Source organism: Pseudomonas sp. 8 R 14 (assembly GCF_900005955.1).
GTDB lineage: Bacteria > Pseudomonadota > Gammaproteobacteria > Pseudomonadales > Pseudomonadaceae > Aquipseudomonas > Aquipseudomonas marginalis.
Genome location: NZ_CVTH01000061.1, coordinates 1 through 16,105 on the forward strand (window position 1 = coordinate 1; position 16,105 = coordinate 16,105).

A 16,105-nucleotide genomic window follows, 5' to 3' on the forward strand; every position below is an offset into this window, starting at 1 on the left:
GCGGCCTGGGCCTTGCCGAAGGCGTGGACGTGGGCGGGGTCTTGGGCCAGCCAGGCTTCGAACTCGGCCCGCTGCCCGGGCGCTGGGCACTGCAAGACGATCAGCCAGTCGAGGGCCTGGTCCATAGCCGTGTCTTGCAACACCTCATGAGCCAGCTCATGGGGGCGCAGTTTATTCGGGTCCGTCACGGTGTTCCTCGGGTCTTCGCCACGTTTTATTCATCTTTCCTACAGCTTGGGTCGACAATTTCGTCGGCTGAAGCTTAAGGCCGATCCAGTCTTTCGGCCACACCTACACAAATGGCCATGATCAATTTCAGTTCCTTTTGCACGGTGCTCAAGGACACGTCCAACTGATCGGCGATCTCCTGGTAGCTGCAACCGTGCAGGCGGCTGAGGATGAAAATCTGCTGCTGGCGCGCGCTCAACTGGCCGAGGCTGATGCTCAGGTGCTCAAGCAATTGCTCGGCCTGGGTGGCGTCTTCGGGGGTGCTGATGGGGGCGGCGACGCTTTGCAGGATGTCCAGTGGCACATCTTCCTGCAGGGTGCGCGCCTGAACCCTGCGCGAACGCAGATGATCCAGCGCCAGGTTGCGCGCGGTCTGGTAGACGAAGGGTTCGAGGTGATCGATCGGCCGCTCGCTGAGGGCCCGGGTGACGCGCAGGTAGGTTTCCTGCAACAGGTCCTCGGCGGTGCTGTGGTTATTCACCATCCGCTGCAAGGTGCGTAGCAGAATCACCCGTTGGGTGAGAAAGACTTGGTTGAAGCGAGATTGGCTCACAGTGATACCAGACCGATTTGCAGTTAATGATAATGCTTATCATCAACTCAAATGGCAAGTGGCTATTTCTGTGAGCCTACATGGGGCCAGTGTGGGAGGGGGCTTGCTCCCGATGCAGTGTGTCAGTCGATGCATTCATCACTGATACCCCGTCATCGGGAGCAAGCCCCCTCCCACAAAAGCCATTCCACAAAGGGCGTTATTCGGCGTTACACAAAGCCAGGCAGTTATCCAGCATGCGGTTCGAGAAGCCCCACTCGTTGTCATACCAGGCCAGCACTTTCAGCAACTTGCCGCTGACCTTGGTGTGGTTGGCATCGAAGATCGACGACAGCGGGTTATGGTTGAAGTCACTGGAGACCAGCGGCAGGGTGTTATAGCCGAGGATCTTCGAGTGTTGGCTGGCTTCCTTGAGCAGTGCGTTGACTTCGTCGGCAGTGGCGTCTTTCTTCAACTGCACGGTGAGGTCCACCAGCGACACGTTGATCACCGGTACACGCACGGCCATGCCGGTCAGCTTGCCTGCCAGCTCCGGCAGCACCAGGCCCACCGCTTCGGCGGCGCCGGTCTTGCTTGGGATCATGTTCTGGGTGGCCGAACGCGCGCGGTACGGGTCGGTGTGGTAGACGTCGGTCAGGTTCTGGTCGTTGGTATAGGCATGAATCGTGGTCATCAAGCCGCTTTCGATACCCAATTCGCGGTGCAGCACCTGGGCGACCGGCGCCAGGCAGTTGGTGGTGCACGACGCGTTGGAGATGATCTGGTGGGATTGACGCAGGATGTCGTGGTTCACGCCGTAGACCACGGTCGCGTCCGCGCCTTTGGCCGGGGCGGAGATGATCACCTTGCGTGCACCAGCGGTAATATGGGCGGCAGCCTTGTCACGGTCGGTGAACAGACCGGTGCATTCGAACACCACGTCGACCTTGTGCGCCGCCCACGGCAGGTCGGCCGGGTTGCGAATGGCACTGACGGCAATCCGGTCACCATTGACGGTCAGGCTTTCCTGATCGTGGGCGACCTCTGCATCGAAAGTGCCGTGCACGGTGTCGTATTTGAGCAGGTGGGCATTGATCGAGCTGTCGCCCAAATCATTGATGGCGACGATCTGCAAATCCTGGCGATAGCCTTGGGTATACAGTGCGCGCAGGACATTACGGCCGATACGGCCAAAACCATTGATTGCGATACGAAGAGTCATTGGAAAGTGCCTGTCGTCGATTTGTTGTAAGAATTACAAGATTATTCGCATAAAAATAGAAAACAAGCCTTTTTAGTGGCAATATTTTGTTCAATCTACAACGAGTGACCTGAATCAACTGGTCCGATGATCCAAACGACTCTCTGCCATCCCATGAGCTGCGGGCGTTTGATCAGCATAGACACTCAGGTCGCCACATCCGTTAGCCTGGAGTTCTACACATGCATCCCCGCGTCCTTGAGGTCACCGAACGGCTTATCGCCCGCAGCCGCGCCACTCGTGAGGCTTACCTTGCGCTCATTCGCGGCGCAGCCAGCGACGGTCCGATGCGCGGCAAGCTGCAATGCGCCAACTTCGCCCATGGCGTGGCCGGTTGCGGCACCGAAGATAAAAACAGCCTGCGCATGATGAACGCCGCCAACGTGGCAATTGTTTCGTCATATAACGACATGCTCTCGGCGCACCAGCCGTACGAACATTTCCCGGAACAAATAAAGAAAGCCCTACGCGAAGTCGGCTCGGTCGGCCAGTTCGCCGGCGGCACCCCGGCCATGTGCGACGGCGTGACCCAGGGCGAGCCCGGCATGGAACTGAGCCTGCTCAGCCGTGAAGTCATCGCCATGTCCACGGCGGTAGCGCTGTCCCACAACATGTTCGACGCGGCGCTGATGCTGGGCATCTGCGACAAGATCGTGCCCGGCCTGATGATGGGCGCGCTGCGCTACGGCCATCTGCCGATGATTTTCGTACCGGGCGGGCCGATGCCGTCGGGCATCTCCAACAAGCAGAAGGCCGATGTGCGCCAGCGCTACGCCGAAGGCAAGGCCACTCGCGAAGAGCTGCTGGAATCGGAGATGAAGTCCTACCACAGCCCCGGCACCTGCACCTTCTACGGCACCGCCAACACCAATCAACTGCTGATGGAAGTGATGGGCCTGCATTTGCCGGGTGCCTCGTTCGTCAACCCGTACACGCCGCTGCGTGACGCCCTGACCCGCGAAGCCGCGCACCAGGTCACGCGCTTGACCAAGGCCAACGGCAACTTCACGCCGATCGGCGAGATCGTCGATGAGAAATCCATCGTCAACGCCATCGTTGCGCTCAACGCGACGGGCGGTTCCACCAACCACACCCTGCACATGCCGGCCATCGCCATGTCGGCGGGCATCATCCTCACCTGGGACGACATGGCCGACCTCTCCGAGGTGGTGCCGACCCTGTCCCACGTGTATCCAAACGGCAAGGCCGACATCAACCACTTCCAGGCAGCGGGCGGCATGTCGTTCCTGATCCGCGAGCTGCTTGAAGCCGGCCTGCTTCACGACGACGTCAACACCGTGGCCGGCAAGGGCCTGAGCCGTTATGTCCAGGAACCATTCCTGGTCGACGGCGAGCTGGTCTGGCGCGATGGTCCGATCGAAAGCCTCGACGAAACCATCCTGCGCCCGGTGGCGCGCGCGTTCTCGCCGGAAGGTGGCCTGCGTGTGATGGAAGGCAATCTCGGCCGCGGAGTCATGAAAGTCTCTGCCGTAGCGCCTGAGCATCAGATCGTCGAAGCGCCGGCGGTGGTGTTCCAGGACCAGCAGGACCTGGCTGATGCGTTCAAGGCCGGCCAGCTGGAAAAGGATTTTGTCGCCGTGATGCGCTTCCAGGGCCCGCGCTCCAACGGCATGCCGGAACTGCACAAGATGACGCCGTTCCTCGGCGTGCTGCAGGACCGTGGTTTCAAGGTCGCACTGGTGACAGACGGGCGTATGTCCGGCGCGTCGGGTAAGATCCCCGCCGCGATTCACGTCAACCCCGAAGCCCAGAGCGGCGGGCCACTGGCACGGGTCAAAGATGGCGATATCATTCGCGTGGATGGCGTGAAGGGCACCTTGGAGCTTAAGGTGGACGCCGAAGAATTTGCAGCGCGCACGCCTGCCACGGGCCTGTTGGGCAATAACGTGGGGGCCGGTCGCGAGCTGTTTGCATTTATGCGCTTGGCCGCAAGCTCCGCAGAGCAGGGCGCCAGCGCCTTTACCTGTGCCTTGGAGACGCTTAAGTGAAGCTAGCGCTGGTCGGTGACATCGGGGGTACCAACGCCCGTTTTGCGTTGTGGCGAGATCAGGCACTGCATTCGATCCGGGTGCATGCCACGGCTGATCACCAAAGCCCTGAGGACGCGATCAAGGTCTACCTCAAGGAAGAAGGCCTGCAAATCGGCGACATCGGTGCGGTGTGCCTGTCGGTCGCCGGGCCGGTGAGCGGGGATGAATTTAAATTCACCAACAATCACTGGCGCTTGAGCAAGACTGCGTTTTGCCAGGCCTTGCAGGTGGATGAGCTGCTGCTGGTCAATGACTTCTCGGCCATGGCCCTGGGCATGACGCGTCTTAAACCCGACGAATTCCGCGTGGTCTGCCCTGGCACGCCGGAACCGTTGCGTCCGGCGGTGGTGATCGGTCCGGGCACCGGCCTGGGTGTCGGTACCCTGCTGGACCTCGGTGCAGGTCGTTACGCGGCGTTACCGGGGGAGGGCGGCCACGTCGACCTGCCCCTGAGCAGCCCGCGGGAAACCCAGCTGTGGCAGCATATCTACACCGAGATCGGCCACGTCAGCGCCGAAACCGCCTTGAGCGGTGGCGGTCTGCCGCGGCTGTACCGGGCGATTTGTGCGGTCGATGGCCACACACCGGTGCTCGACACCCCTGAAGCCATCACGGCGGCGGGCCTGGCGGGCGATCCGGTGGCCATGGAAGTGTTGGATCAATTCAGCATCTGGCTGGGCCGGGTAGCCGGCAACAATGTGCTGACCACTGGTGGGCGCGGTGGTGTGTATATCGTGGGTGGGGTGATTCCGCGGTTTGCCGACTTCTTCATCAACAGCGGTTTTGCCAGGAGCTTCAGTGACAAAGGCTGCATGAGCGACTACTTCAAGGGCATCCCGGTGTGGCTGGTGACTGCGCCGTATTCCGGGTTGACCGGGGCTGGCGTCGCATTGGAACAGGCGTTTGCCTGACCCGCACCACCTATAACAACAAGGAGGACCCCGTGAGCGTAATCAGTAAATCGATTCTCCTCGTCGACGACGACCAGGAAATCCGCGAATTGCTGCAGACCTACCTCAGTCGCGCCGGTTTCCAGGTGCGTGGCGTGCCGGATGGCGCGGGGTTCCGCCAGGCGATGAACGAGGCGCCATGCGACTTGGTCATCCTCGATGTGATGCTGCCGGACGAAGACGGTTTCAGCCTCTGCCGCTGGATTCGCCAGCACCCGCGCCAGGCGCAGGTGCCGATCATCATGCTCACCGCCAGTTCCGACGAAGCCGACCGCGTGATCGGCCTGGAACTGGGGGCCGACGACTATATCGGCAAGCCGTTCAGCCCCCGCGAGTTGCAGGCGCGGATCAAGGCCTTGCTGCGCCGCTGCCAGTTCGGCCAGGAGCGCAGCGGCAATGGCGATGTGCTGGTGTTCGACGAATGGCGCCTGGACATGATCAGTCATCGGCTGTTCCACGTGGATGGCGAAGAGGTGATCCTCTCCGGTGCCGACTTTGCCCTGCTCAAGCTGTTTCTCGATCACCCGCAGCAGATTCTCGACCGCGACACCATCGGCAACGCCACCCGTGGCCGCGACCTGATGCCGCTGGACCGGATCGTCGACATGGCTGTCAGCCGCCTGCGTCAACGCCTGCGCGACACCGAAAAACCCCCGAGGCTGATCCGCACCGTGCGCGGCAGCGGTTATCAACTGGCAGCCAGCGTGGTTGCCGGCAATGCCCACTGAGCCGCTGAGCGAACGCCGCCGGCGCTTCCCGGTACCGCGCTCCCTGCTGGGGCGCATGTTGCTGCTGACCTTGCTCGCGGTGCTGTTCGCCCAGGCGCTGTCCAGCGTGATCTGGGTCTCGCAGTTGCGCGCCACCCAGCTCGAAGGCCTGGTCACCAGCGCCCGTAGCCTCGCGCACTCGATGACCGCCAGCGTGAGTTATTTCCGTTCGTTGCCGGTGGCCTATCGGCCGTTGGTCCTTGACCAGTTGCGCAGCATGGGTGGTACCCGTTTTGTCGTGACCCTCAATGATCGGCCACTCGACATGCAAGTGTTGCCGCAAACCCCGCGCAAGCAGGCGGTGCTGGTGGCCGTGGATGAAGTCCTGCGCCAGACCCTGGGCGCCGACGTGCCTATCTCGGTGGAGTTCGTCAGCGCCGAAGACCTGCGCATCTTCAACGCCGGGTTGAAACTGGATGAGTTGCCGCGCTCCTGGGCCCATTACGCGCTGACCCTGGAACCCGTCAACCCGCCGGTATTGGTCACCCAGATCGAACTCGCCCCCGGCGAATGGCTGTACATCGCTTCGCTGTTGCCCGAGCCCTACACCAGCCTGGAAGAACAGGGCCTGCCGTCCCAGCAGGTGTGGTTTATCGTGCTGACCAGCGGCTTTTTGCTGCTGTTCATCGGCCTGCTGGTGCACTGGCAAAGCCGGCCGCTCAAGCGCCTGGCGCGGGCGGCGCGTGACATGTCCCTGGGCGCCGATGTGGAACCGGTAGCCGAAGGCGGCGGCAGTGAAGTGGTGGAAGTGGGTCGCGCGTTCAATGCGATGCGCGAACGCATCAGCCGTTACCTCACGGAGCGCAGCCAATTGTTCAGCGCGATTTCCCACGACCTGCGCACACCGATTACCCGCCTGCGCCTGCGCGTGGAATTGCTCGAAGACGAGAACCTGCAAACCAAGTTCGGCCGTGACCTGGATGAGTTGGAGTTGCTGGTCAAGGGCGCGCTGCAATGTGTAAAAGACACCGATATCCACGAGAACATCCAGCCGGTCGACCTCAACCATGTGCTCGAATGCCTGGTGGAGCCTTATGTGGCGCCCAACGGCAACGGCCGGGTCACCCTGGACGGCGCAGCAGTGGCGGCGTACCCGGGCAAGCCGCTGGCGCTCAAGCGCTGCATCGGCAACCTGATCGACAATGCCTTGAAGTACGGGCAGAACGCCCATTTGCGTATTGAGGACGATGGCGCGGAGTTCATCCTGCACGTCGACGACGAAGGTCCAGGCGTGCCGGAACAGCGTTTGGAACAGGTCTTCGAACCGCATTTTCGCCTGGCCGGCCAGCAGCAGGGTTACGGTTTGGGCTTGGGTATTGCGCGCAATATTGCCCATAGCCATGGCGGTGAAGTGAGTTTGCAGAATTTGCGTGAGGGGGGCTTGCGGGTCACCCTGCAACTGCCCCGGACCCTGGACTGACTTCTCCGTAGCTGCCGAGCGCAAGCGAGGCTGCGTCAGGCGCGCTGCCGGTTCAAGCCCGAGTCGCGACCGACGCAGCCTCGCCGGGGCTCGACAGCTGCTACGGGGTTTTGCGCGGTGCGGGATAAGACGGTATCGACGGAAAGGGGGTCAGACGCTTTGGCGCAGTCGTGCCAAATCCCTCAGCGGCGGTGCCCCAAACAACCGGCTGTACTCCCGGCTGAACTGCGACGGGCTTTCATACCCCACCCGATACCCCGCCGCCGACGCTTCCAGCCCTTCGGCAATCATCAGTCGACGTGCTTCCTGCAAACGCAGCTGCTTCTGGTACTGCAGCGGGCTCATGGCCGTAATCGCCTTGAAACGGTGATGCAGGGTCGAGACGCTGAGGTTCACTTCCTTGGCCAGGTCATCGATGCGCAGCGGTTGTTCGTAGTTGCCATTGAGCCACTTGATCGCCTGGCTGACGCGATGGCTCTGGCTGTTGGCCACGGCAATTTCATACAGGCGATAACCCTGGGGACCTCGCAGCAGGCGGTAGAGGATTTCACGGTTGATCAGCGGCGCCAGCATGGCAATGTCTTTGGGCGTATCCAGCAGGCGCGCCAGGCGCAGCACGGCGTCGAGCAACTGGGGGTCGATGCGGTCCACATACATCCCGCGCGATGTCGGGCGCGTGGGCACGCCCATGGGGCCGGCCTCGGCGATCAAGGCGGTGAGCTGCGCCGGGTCGATATTGATGCGCACTGACAGGTTCGGATCTTCCGGCGTGGCATCGATGATTCGCCCGGCCACCGGCATCGCCACCGAGAACACCAGGTAATTGAGCGGGTCGTAGGCAAAGATTTCGTCGGCCAGGCGCACTTCCTTGCTGCCGTTGGCGAGGATGCACAACGCCGGCTCCACCAGTACCGGCATGAAGTCACGCGGCGTGTTGTGGCGGTTCAGGAACAGTGACGTAATCGCCGTGCCATAGGAGCCGTCTTCCCAGGTATGACGATGCACGATGCTCGCCAGCTCGGCGCGCTGTTTTTCCGTCTCGGCGTCGAGGGGCATGGACTGATGTTCGGGCGACGGCATAAGGCGTCCTCTGCATGCTTTTTTGATGGGCTCAGCTTAGCGGCGGCTTTTCAAACAGTGTTAGGTCGATTCTGCACAATCCTTGCCTGATCCTGCGACGTGTCGTGAATCAGGCAAGTTCTCGGGCTGTCATGTCCCTGAAACAAGGCGTTTGCCTGTGGAATCGAACCGGCGGTCCCTACGTCCTCTCTACGCTTCTCGCAGGATTGTGCAATAAGCCAGCAGGAATTGACTAACCGCGCCCGCACCCGCGCCGTTATCTTTGATCCTGTGGCAACACACCCTCACAGTGCTTGCCGAGCATCACTTCTCAACGGGAGAGTCGAACATGTCCACCCCCATTCCCGCGAGCCATATGGCCTTTATCCGCGCCCGCACCGGGTGCAGCACCGAACTGGGTGCACGCTTGAGCAGTTTGATCGAACCGGGCCGTCAGGCTCAGGGTTGCCTGCAATTTTCGTTGCAGCATTCCCAGGTCGATCCCGATGTCTGGTTGATCTCGGGTTTCTGGAGCAGCGAGCAGGCGATGAGCGCCTACTTCAACTCGCCGGCCCTGATGATCTTCACCGAGCTGTTGAACGACATGGTCGTGCGCAGCATGGACTTCCAGACCTTCACCGATGCCTCTGCCGCCAATGCCTACGGCGAGTACCTGCAACTGGCCGGTTAATGGTTAGAATGGCCCACTTTTCCATTGGCCAGGACCTGCAACATGGCACGTAAACAATTTGCCCACCACGAAGCCGTTTCCGCCGTAGTACCGGGTGAAGGGGGCTACAGCGCCGCCGTCGCCGTCAAGGCACTTGATGGCATGGGCGCCCCGCAGTTTCACAAGATCCTGGATGGACAGACGTTCAAGACCGCCTCCGATGCCGATGATGCAGCCACCGTGCAGCTTGAACGGTTGATCGGTGTGGATGAAGAGGGTCAACTGACCTGGGCGAGCGCCGCCAGCTGAACAACGCCGACCCTCTAATGTGGGAGGGGGCTTGCTCCCGATGAGCATAGGTATCTACACAACTTTTCAGACCCTGACAAATCTCCCTGTGGTGAGCGGGCTTGTCCCGCGTTGGGCTGCGTAGCAGCCCCAAAGCCAGCCTCTACAGAGTGTCTGATACACCGCATTCTTCTTTACTGGGGCTGCTACGCAGCCCAACGCGGGACAAGCCCGCTCACCACAGTGCCCTATCTGCCGGGCGTTCAGCGTTGAGCCAAAGTTGTGTCGATACCCATGGCCATCGGGGTGTAGCCCCCTCCCACTTTTTTGGTGTATTTCAGTCAGGGTTTGCTGGCGCCTGGGCGATACATCTTGAACAACGCCTCCGGGCCCAACTGGAAGTAATCCGCCGGGCCGCCGCCGCGCAGGATCGGTTCGGCGGCGGCAGTGTCGTACACCCCATCCTTGAGCAGCCACTTGGCAATGTGCACCGCGACCACCTCGCCCAGCACCAGCCAGCTGGGCACCAACTGCTGGTCGGCGCGCTGCAGCTGGATGATCTGCGTCACCTTGCACTCGAACGACACCGGGCTCTCGCCCACTCGCGGCACGCCGACGATTTTCGACGCCACCGGTGTCAGGCCGGACAACTCGAACTCATTCACCTCCGGCGAGACGGCCGCGCAGCTCTGGTTCATCTGCTCGGCCAGCGGGCGGGTGGCCAGGTTCCACACAAACTCGCCGGTCTGTTCGATGTTGTTCAGGCTGTCTTTGCGCCCGACGCTGGAAAACCCAATGATCGGCGGAATGTAGTTGAACGCATTGAAGAAACTGTAGGGCGCCAGGTTCAGGCGGCCGTTGCTGTCGTGAGATGAAATCCAGCCAATCGGCCGTGGCCCGACAATGGCATTGAACGGGTCATGTGGCAGGCCATGGCCGTTGGCCGGTTCGTAGAAGTGGATAGCGTCAGACATGGCCGGGTTCCTGCTGCGGGGTTCTGGGAGGCAGCCATAGTGCAATCCATGGCGACGAATTTCCATCGGCCCTATGGAATTTTCATTCAGCGGCCACCTATTTTTCACAGCGGCCCGTTCAGTCTGCGCCCAAGGTCGATACCCCCTATAAGACTGAGCCTCGGAGCCTTCTACCGCATGAATAAACTTCCTCAGATCACCCTGGCGTTCTGGGTCATGAAAATCTGCGCAACCACCCTGGGCGAAACCGCCGGGGACTTGTTGTCGATGACCCTGAACGTCGGTTACGCCATCAGCTCGATGATCCTCATCAGCGTGTTCCTGGTCACTCTGGTGACACAACTCTGGTCGAAAACCTACAACCCGGTGCTGTACTGGATCGTGATCCTGTCCACCAGCACCGCCGGCACCACCATGTCGGACTTCATGGACCGCACCCTGGGCCTGGGCTACGCCACCGGGTCGATGATCCTGATCGTGATCCTGATGATCATCTTTGCGATGTGGCATCTCAGTGGTGACTCGCTGAACGTGAACAAGGTGCAGACTTTCCGAGGCGAGCTGTTCTACTGGATGGCGATCCTGTTCTCCAACACCCTGGGCACTGCGTTGGGCGACTTCCTGGCGGACGATTCGGGGCTCGGCTTTGCCGGTGGCGCCTTGTTGATTGGTTCGACCATCGCCGCGGTGCTGGCGCTCAAGTACTTCACCCAAATCTCGTCGGTGCTGTTGTTCTGGGTGGCGTTTGTACTGACCCGGCCGTTTGGTGCAACCCTGGGCGACTTCCTGACCAAGCCTCATGAAAAGGGCGGGTTGGATTTCGGCACCATTGGATCATCGGCGGTATTGGCGGCGGTGCTGGTGGTGATGATTGCCGGGGCGTCGTATGCACAGCGGCGGCATGGCCGGAGCCCGGTAGCAGAGGTGTCCTGATTCAACAGGTGGGAGCGGGCTTGCCCTAATGCCAGTCAGTTAAGCGTACATCGCCTCCTGTAGGAGCGAGCTTGCTCGCGAAAAACGTCAACGATAACGCGTGCTTCCTGAATGAACGCGGCGCCTGTGAGTTTTTCGCGAGCAAGCTCGCTCCTACAAAAAGCCTTAACTGACTGGCATTAGGGCAAGCCCGCTCCCACATTTGTTACTGCATCCAACCGTTAGTCCGTGGTGATGCGCGAATGCTTGCGTGTGTCCTTCATGGTCACATAGACCACCAGCGACACCGCAATACACGCGGTCACATACCAGTAGTAGCCGGTTTCCATCCCGATGCTCTTGAACCACAGCGCGATGTATTCAGCGGTACCGCCGAAGATCGACACGGTCAGTGCATAGGGCAGGCCTACGCCCAGGGCGCGGATTTCGGTTGGGAACAGTTCAGCCTTGACCACGGCGTTGATCGAGGTGTAGCCGCTGACGATGATCAGCGCGGCCATGATCAGGAAGAACGCGCCCCACCAGGTCTGGATAGTATGCAGGGTGGTGAGGATCGGTACGGTGAACAGGGTGCCGAGGATGCCGAAGGCGATCAGGATCGGCCGACGCCCGACTTTGTCCGACAGCCCACCGACGATCGGTTGCAGGCACATGAACAGGAACAGCGTTGCCGCCGAGATCGTGGTGGAATCGGAAATGCTCATGCCGACGGTGTTCACCAGGTACTTCTGCATGTAGGTGGTGTAGGTGTAGAAGGCCAGGGTGCCGCCCATGGTCAGGCCGACCACGGTCATCAGTTCCTTGGGGTGGCGCATCAAGGTGCGCATGGCGCTTTCCTTGGCTTTTTCCTTCTTGGTGAACGACTCGGTTTCTTCCATGCCGCGACGCAGGTACAGCGCGACCACTGCGCACAGGGCGCCGATGGCGAACGGGATACGCCAGCCCCAGTCGTACAGTTGCTCGGTGGTGAGCACTTGTTGCAACACGATCAGTACTGCTAGGGCGATAAGCTGGCCGGAGATCAGGGTCACGTACTGGAAGCTGGAGAAGAAACCGCGACGTTCCTTGGTGGCCATTTCACTCAGGTAGGTGGCCGAGGTGCCGTATTCGCCACCGACCGACAAGCCTTGCAGCAGGCGGGCGAACACCAGCAGGATCGGTGCGCCGACGCCGATGGTTTCGTAACCGGGGCTCAGGGCGATGATCAACGAGCCGAAGCACATCAGCAGGACCGACGCCATCAGTGCTGCTTTGCGACCCGCACGGTCGGCGTACAGGCCCATCAGCCAGCCACCGATCGGACGCATCAGGAAGCCCACGGCGAAGATCGCGGCGGTGTTGAGCAATTGGGCGGTGGTATCGCCTTTCGGGAAGAAGGCTTTGGCGAAGTACAGCGAGAACGCGGCGTAGACGTACCAGTCGTACCACTCGACCATGTTGCCGACCGATCCGCTGAAGATCGATTTGATGCGGCTGGTGGTGGTGCGTTCTTTGGCCGGCGCGGCCGCCGACCCCAGGGGCAAGGTGTTGGAGTTATCCATTGAAGGATCCTTCATCTAGTTGTTTTTATGGAGCGGCGCGAGCGCAGCCTGGCTGGGGCTATAGCAGGAGCTGTGCCAGGTAGATGAAGGCCCGGTCTAGAAGGGGCTCGGGTTTATTTTGAGCGGAAAGTCGCTGATGCTTTTTAGGGGGATGAGCGGAAATTCGCTCATTCATCTTTCAGGAACATGTCCCTGGCCAACCCATGGCGCTGCATCTTTTCGTTGAAGGTGCGCCGTGGCAGCTGCAACTCCGCCAGCACCGCCTTGATATCACCTTTATGCCGGGTCAATGCGGCCTTCAGGCAATGGGCCTCGAACGCCTCCTGCTGCGCGGCCAGCGATTGCCCGGCTTCGATGCCTTCCGGTTCCGGTTCGCCAAGGCCCAGCACCTGGCGTTCGGCGACGTTGGCCAGTTCGCGCACATTGCCCGGCCAGTCATGGCTGAGCAGGCGCCCCAGTTGCGCGCCGCTCAGCGGTTCCACGCTGCGACCCAGGCGCTCGGCGGCGCTTTGGGCAAAGTGATCGAACAGCAGCGGGATGTCTTCGCGGCGCTCGCGCAGAGGCGGCAGGCGCAGTTGTGCAACGTTCAGCCGATAGGCCAGGTCTTCGCGAAAGCGCCCGGCGCGGGCTTCTTCCAGCAGGTCCGGCTTGGTGGCGGCAATGATGCGTAAATCCACATGAATGCTTTGATTGGAGCCCAGACGTTCCAGCTTCTGATCCTGCAATACCCGTAACAGCTTCACTTGCTGGGCCAGGGGCATGCTTTCGATTTCATCGAGGAACAGCGTACCGCCATGGGCGTACTCCAGTTTGCCGATGCGCTTGCCCTGGGCACCGGTGAAGGCGCCGCTTTCGTGGCCGAACAGTTCGGCCTCGAACAGTTGCTCGGGAATCGCCGCGCAATTGAGCGCCACAAACGGTTTTTTCGCGCGTGGGCCGAAGTCATGCAGGCAGCGGGCGACCAGCTCCTTGCCGCTGCCGGTCTCGCCACGGATCAGCACGTTGACCGGCAAGGTCGCCAGGTCGAGTACCTGCCGGCGCAGGTTCTGCAAGCCCCGGGACACGCCGAGCAGGCTCGACTCCAACTGTGCCCGATGATCGGCCTGTTGGTGCAGGCGGCGGTTTTCCAGGATCAGCCCGCGCTTGTCCAACGCGCGGCGCAGGCTGTTGAGCAAGGCATCGGGGCTGAAGGGTTTTTCCAGGAAGTCGTAGGCGCCGTCGCGCATGGCTTCGACGGCCATCGGTACATCGCCATGCCCGGTCAGCAGGATGACGGGCAGGTCGGCGTCACGGCGTTGCACTTCGGCCAGCAGCTCCAGGCCGCTGAGCCCGGGCATGCGCACGTCGCTCAGGATCACCCCGGGAAAGTCCTTGGGCAGTTGCGCCAGGCAGGCTTCGGCGCGGCTGAACAACTGCACCTCGAACCCCGACAAGCTCAGCCATTGCTCGACGGCCGTACGAATGCTGGCTTCGTCATCGACCACAATCACCGCGTTCAACATAAGTCGGGTGTCTCCAGCGCGATAGGCAAGGTCAGGGTAAATACCGCGCCGTCGCCACGGTTACTGGCGCTCAGGCGTCCGCCCAATTCGTGCACGATAGCGTAGGAAACCGCCAGGCCCAAGCCGAGCCCGTCGCCCACCGGCTTGGTGGTGAAGAACGGGTCGAACACGCTGTTGAGGTGCTCTTCGGCAATCCCGCCGCCGCTGTCGCTGACCGTGAGTTGCCACAGTTGCTGATCGGCGTGCAGGCGGATTTTCAGGCGCTTGCGGGGTTTGTCGGCCATGGCGTCGAGGGCGTTGCGCAGCAGGTTGATCAGCACCTGTTCGAGGCGGATCGCATCGCCGCGTACCCAGGCGGGGCGGGTCAGGTCGAGCACGGTGCCGATGGCTTCATCACGCAGGCGCGCGTCGAGCAGGTGCAGGGACTGGTCGACCACGGTGGCCAGGTCGAGGCGTTCGCGCAGGCCGCTGGGGCTTTTGCGCGCAAAGGTCTTGAGATGGCCTGTGAGGGCGGCCATGCGTGTGAGCATATCGTCCAGCGGGGTCAGGGCCTTGTAGGCGTCGTCCACCCGACCGTGGTCCAGCAGCAACCGCAGGGTCGCCAACTGCATGCGCTGGGCGGTCAGCGGCTGATTGATCTCATGGGCGAGGGCGGCGGACATCTGCCCCAGCGCCGCTAACTTCGCCGATTGCACCAGGCCATCCTGGGCAGTGCGCAGGGCCTGGGTGCGCTCTTCCACAAGCTGTTCGAGTTCTTCGCGGCTGCGCTGGCGCAAACGGGCCAGGCGCCAGCGTTGGCTGAGGAACAGCACCAGGAACACCAGCGCCAGCCAGGAGCCGGCGGCGGCAAGGCCGGCGTTGCGCTGGTCCTCAAAGGCGAACTGGGGTTTGCGCAACAGGTGCAGGGTCCAGCCCTCGGCTTTCAGCGGCAGGGACTCCCAGATGTAATTGGCGTTGCCTTCGGGGCCGTTGACGCGCATCAGGTGGCTGTTTTCGTCGAAGCGTTGCAACGTCTGGGTGTCCAGCGGCTGCAGTTGTTTCTTGTCGTATTGGCGGGTGGCCTTGAGTTCGACCAGGTCGCTGGCCGACAACGGGTGCAGGTTGCGATAACGCCAGCCCGGTTGGTTGGCGATAAACACGATGCCGCGCGCGTCGCTGACCAGCAACAGGTCATCACCCTGGGCCCATTCGCGCTCCAGCTCAGGGAATTCCAGTTTCACCACCATGGCGCCAAGGAACTGCTCGTGTTCATCCAGCACGGCGCTGGAGAGGAAATACCCCGGGATCCCGGTGGTCACGCCGACTGCGTAAAAGCGCCCGGTGCCCTGGCTCTTGGTCTGGCTGAAATACGGCCGAAACCCGTAGTTGTGCCCGACATAACTGCTCGGCAAGTTCCAGTTGCTGGCGGCCACGGCCAGGCCTGTGCGGTCCATCAGTTCCAGGGTGGAGGACTGCGCCGCACCGTTGATGCGTTCGAGCTTGCGGTTGAGCAGGTCCTGGGTGCCGGCGTCCAACGGGCCTTTGAGCGCGTTGATCATCTCCGAGTCCAGCGCCAGCACAGCGGGCAGGGCGCGGTAGCGTTCGATCAGGGTGTGCAGGGAATTGGCGTACAGCGCCAGTTGCTGGTTGGCGCGTGCCGCATCGTCCACCAACGCCTGGCGTTCGGCATGGCGTGTGGCCAAGGCAGCGGCCAGCAACGCACCGGCGATGATCAGCAGGGAATAGCAGGTCAGGCGCAGGGGACGAGGGATCACGATCATACGGTGATGGGCAGGCACGGTAAGGGGAGTGCACCATAGCATGAGCGGCTTGGGTCTTGTGGTGAGGGGCTGTCGTGGCTGAAGGGGAGAGTGGGTTTATTGTGGTGAGCGGGGCAAGCCCGCTCACCACAATAAACCCGCTTGCCATAGGTGAATCAGCAGGCAATAA

The 16,105-nt window shown here is 61.6% G+C and carries 15 protein-coding genes; 7 read left to right on the forward strand and 8 right to left on the reverse strand.

Going from position 1 to position 16,105, the window contains the following annotated elements:
* The 3 genes from BFQ01_RS31515 to gap form a co-directional block, all read right to left on the reverse strand.
* The coding region (locus BFQ01_RS31515) for a FecR/PupR family sigma factor regulator (protein ID WP_141691279.1) at positions 1 to 188 on the reverse strand (188 nt) is incomplete at its 3' end.
* A gap of 74 nt (positions 189 to 262) precedes the next feature.
* The gene (locus tag BFQ01_RS14940; RefSeq protein ID WP_065925863.1) at positions 263 to 781 is read right to left on the reverse strand and encodes an RNA polymerase sigma factor; all 519 of its coding nucleotides are present in this window, start codon (positions 779 to 781) and stop codon (positions 263 to 265) included.
* A 199-nt stretch (positions 782 to 980) separates the two neighbouring features.
* Positions 981 to 1,982, reverse strand: a complete 1,002-nt coding sequence (gene gap, locus BFQ01_RS14945; protein WP_065925864.1) for a type I glyceraldehyde-3-phosphate dehydrogenase — start codon at positions 1,980 to 1,982, stop codon at positions 981 to 983.
* Between the two features lie 221 nt (positions 1,983 to 2,203).
* Between gap and edd the strand changes: the two genes are divergently transcribed.
* Genes edd through BFQ01_RS14965 form a run of 4 tightly spaced genes read left to right on the forward strand, consistent with a single transcriptional unit; the run spans position 2,204 to position 7,209 of the window.
* A complete protein-coding gene (edd, locus tag BFQ01_RS14950; protein WP_027605498.1) occupies positions 2,204 to 4,030 on the forward strand; it encodes a phosphogluconate dehydratase in 1,827 nt (608 codons plus the stop codon).
* Positions 4,027 to 4,983 carry a glucokinase gene (locus tag BFQ01_RS14955; RefSeq protein ID WP_065925865.1) on the forward strand — a complete coding sequence of 319 codons (957 nt, stop codon included), beginning with the start codon at positions 4,027 to 4,029 and terminating at the stop codon, positions 4,981 to 4,983. Before edd ends, BFQ01_RS14955 begins: the two co-directional genes overlap by 4 nt.
* A gap of 32 nt (positions 4,984 to 5,015) precedes the next feature.
* Positions 5,016 to 5,750: a response regulator gene (locus tag BFQ01_RS14960; RefSeq protein ID WP_024077192.1), complete on the forward strand. Its 735-nt coding sequence runs from the start codon at positions 5,016 to 5,018 to the stop codon at positions 5,748 to 5,750.
* The gene (locus tag BFQ01_RS14965) at positions 5,740 to 7,209 is read left to right on the forward strand and encodes an ATP-binding protein (protein ID WP_027605500.1); all 1,470 of its coding nucleotides are present in this window, start codon (positions 5,740 to 5,742) and stop codon (positions 7,207 to 7,209) included. The genes BFQ01_RS14960 and BFQ01_RS14965 overlap by 11 nt, the downstream gene beginning before the upstream one ends.
* Positions 7,210 to 7,359: 150 nt before the next feature.
* Here the strand turns inward: BFQ01_RS14965 and BFQ01_RS14970 are convergent, their stop codons facing one another.
* Positions 7,360 to 8,289 carry an AraC family transcriptional regulator gene (locus BFQ01_RS14970; RefSeq protein ID WP_027605501.1) on the reverse strand — a complete coding sequence of 310 codons (930 nt, stop codon included), beginning with the start codon at positions 8,287 to 8,289 and terminating at the stop codon, positions 7,360 to 7,362.
* Between the two features lie 328 nt (positions 8,290 to 8,617).
* Here BFQ01_RS14970 and BFQ01_RS14975 point away from each other — a divergent pair, with 328 nt between their 5' ends.
* Both BFQ01_RS14975 and BFQ01_RS14980 read left to right on the forward strand, forming a co-directional pair.
* Positions 8,618 to 8,959: an antibiotic biosynthesis monooxygenase family protein gene (locus BFQ01_RS14975; protein WP_065925866.1), complete on the forward strand. Its 342-nt coding sequence runs from the start codon at positions 8,618 to 8,620 to the stop codon at positions 8,957 to 8,959.
* 42 nt (positions 8,960 to 9,001) lie between these two features.
* Positions 9,002 to 9,247, forward strand: a complete 246-nt coding sequence (locus BFQ01_RS14980) for a hypothetical protein (protein WP_027605503.1) — start codon at positions 9,002 to 9,004, stop codon at positions 9,245 to 9,247.
* Between the two features lie 320 nt (positions 9,248 to 9,567).
* On the opposite strand, the gene BFQ01_RS14985 is transcribed toward BFQ01_RS14980, so the two are convergent.
* Complete coding sequence (locus tag BFQ01_RS14985; RefSeq protein ID WP_065925867.1) at positions 9,568 to 10,200, reverse strand: flavin reductase family protein; 633 nt, start codon at positions 10,198 to 10,200, stop codon at positions 9,568 to 9,570.
* A gap of 177 nt (positions 10,201 to 10,377) precedes the next feature.
* On the opposite strand from BFQ01_RS14985, the gene BFQ01_RS14990 reads away from it, so the two are divergent.
* Positions 10,378 to 11,133 (forward strand): COG4705 family protein, encoded by a 756-nt coding sequence (locus BFQ01_RS14990; RefSeq protein ID WP_065925868.1) that lies wholly within the window; start codon positions 10,378 to 10,380, stop codon positions 11,131 to 11,133.
* A gap of 221 nt (positions 11,134 to 11,354) precedes the next feature.
* On the opposite strand, the gene BFQ01_RS14995 is transcribed toward BFQ01_RS14990, so the two are convergent.
* The 3 genes from BFQ01_RS14995 to BFQ01_RS15005 form a co-directional block, all read right to left on the reverse strand.
* A complete protein-coding gene (locus BFQ01_RS14995) occupies positions 11,355 to 12,674 on the reverse strand; it encodes an MFS transporter (RefSeq protein ID WP_065925869.1) in 1,320 nt (439 codons plus the stop codon).
* 167 nt (positions 12,675 to 12,841) lie between these two features.
* On the reverse strand, positions 12,842 to 14,176 hold the full coding sequence (locus BFQ01_RS15000) for a sigma-54-dependent transcriptional regulator (protein WP_065925870.1): 1,335 nt from the start codon (positions 14,174 to 14,176) through the stop codon (positions 12,842 to 12,844).
* Positions 14,170 to 15,936 (reverse strand): ATP-binding protein, encoded by a 1,767-nt coding sequence (locus BFQ01_RS15005; protein WP_065925871.1) that lies wholly within the window; start codon positions 15,934 to 15,936, stop codon positions 14,170 to 14,172. Before BFQ01_RS15005 ends, BFQ01_RS15000 begins: the two co-directional genes overlap by 7 nt.
* Positions 15,937 to 16,105 lie beyond the last annotated feature (169 nt).

Excerpts from the sequence above, each read along its gene's own strand:
- BFQ01_RS14965 (WP_027605500.1), top strand. The coding sequence starts at position 5,740 with ATGCCCACTGAGCCGCTGAGCGAACGCCGCCGGCGCTTCCCGGTACCG.
- BFQ01_RS14985 (WP_065925867.1), bottom strand. The coding sequence starts at position 10,200 with ATGTCTGACGCTATCCACTTCTACGAACCGGCCAACGGCCATGGCCTG.
- edd (WP_027605498.1), top strand. The coding sequence starts at position 2,204 with ATGCATCCCCGCGTCCTTGAGGTCACCGAACGGCTTATCGCCCGCAGC.
- BFQ01_RS14990 (WP_065925868.1), top strand. The coding sequence starts at position 10,378 with ATGAATAAACTTCCTCAGATCACCCTGGCGTTCTGGGTCATGAAAATC.
- gap (WP_065925864.1), bottom strand. The coding sequence starts at position 1,982 with ATGACTCTTCGTATCGCAATCAATGGTTTTGGCCGTATCGGCCGTAAT.
- BFQ01_RS15005 (WP_065925871.1), bottom strand. The coding sequence starts at position 15,936 with ATGATCGTGATCCCTCGTCCCCTGCGCCTGACCTGCTATTCCCTGCTG.
- BFQ01_RS14975 (WP_065925866.1), top strand. The coding sequence starts at position 8,618 with ATGTCCACCCCCATTCCCGCGAGCCATATGGCCTTTATCCGCGCCCGC.
- BFQ01_RS14995 (WP_065925869.1), bottom strand. The coding sequence starts at position 12,674 with ATGGATAACTCCAACACCTTGCCCCTGGGGTCGGCGGCCGCGCCGGCC.
- BFQ01_RS15000 (WP_065925870.1), bottom strand. The coding sequence starts at position 14,176 with ATGTTGAACGCGGTGATTGTGGTCGATGACGAAGCCAGCATTCGTACG.
- BFQ01_RS14970 (WP_027605501.1), bottom strand. The coding sequence starts at position 8,289 with ATGCCGTCGCCCGAACATCAGTCCATGCCCCTCGACGCCGAGACGGAA.
- BFQ01_RS14980 (WP_027605503.1), top strand. The coding sequence starts at position 9,002 with ATGGCACGTAAACAATTTGCCCACCACGAAGCCGTTTCCGCCGTAGTA.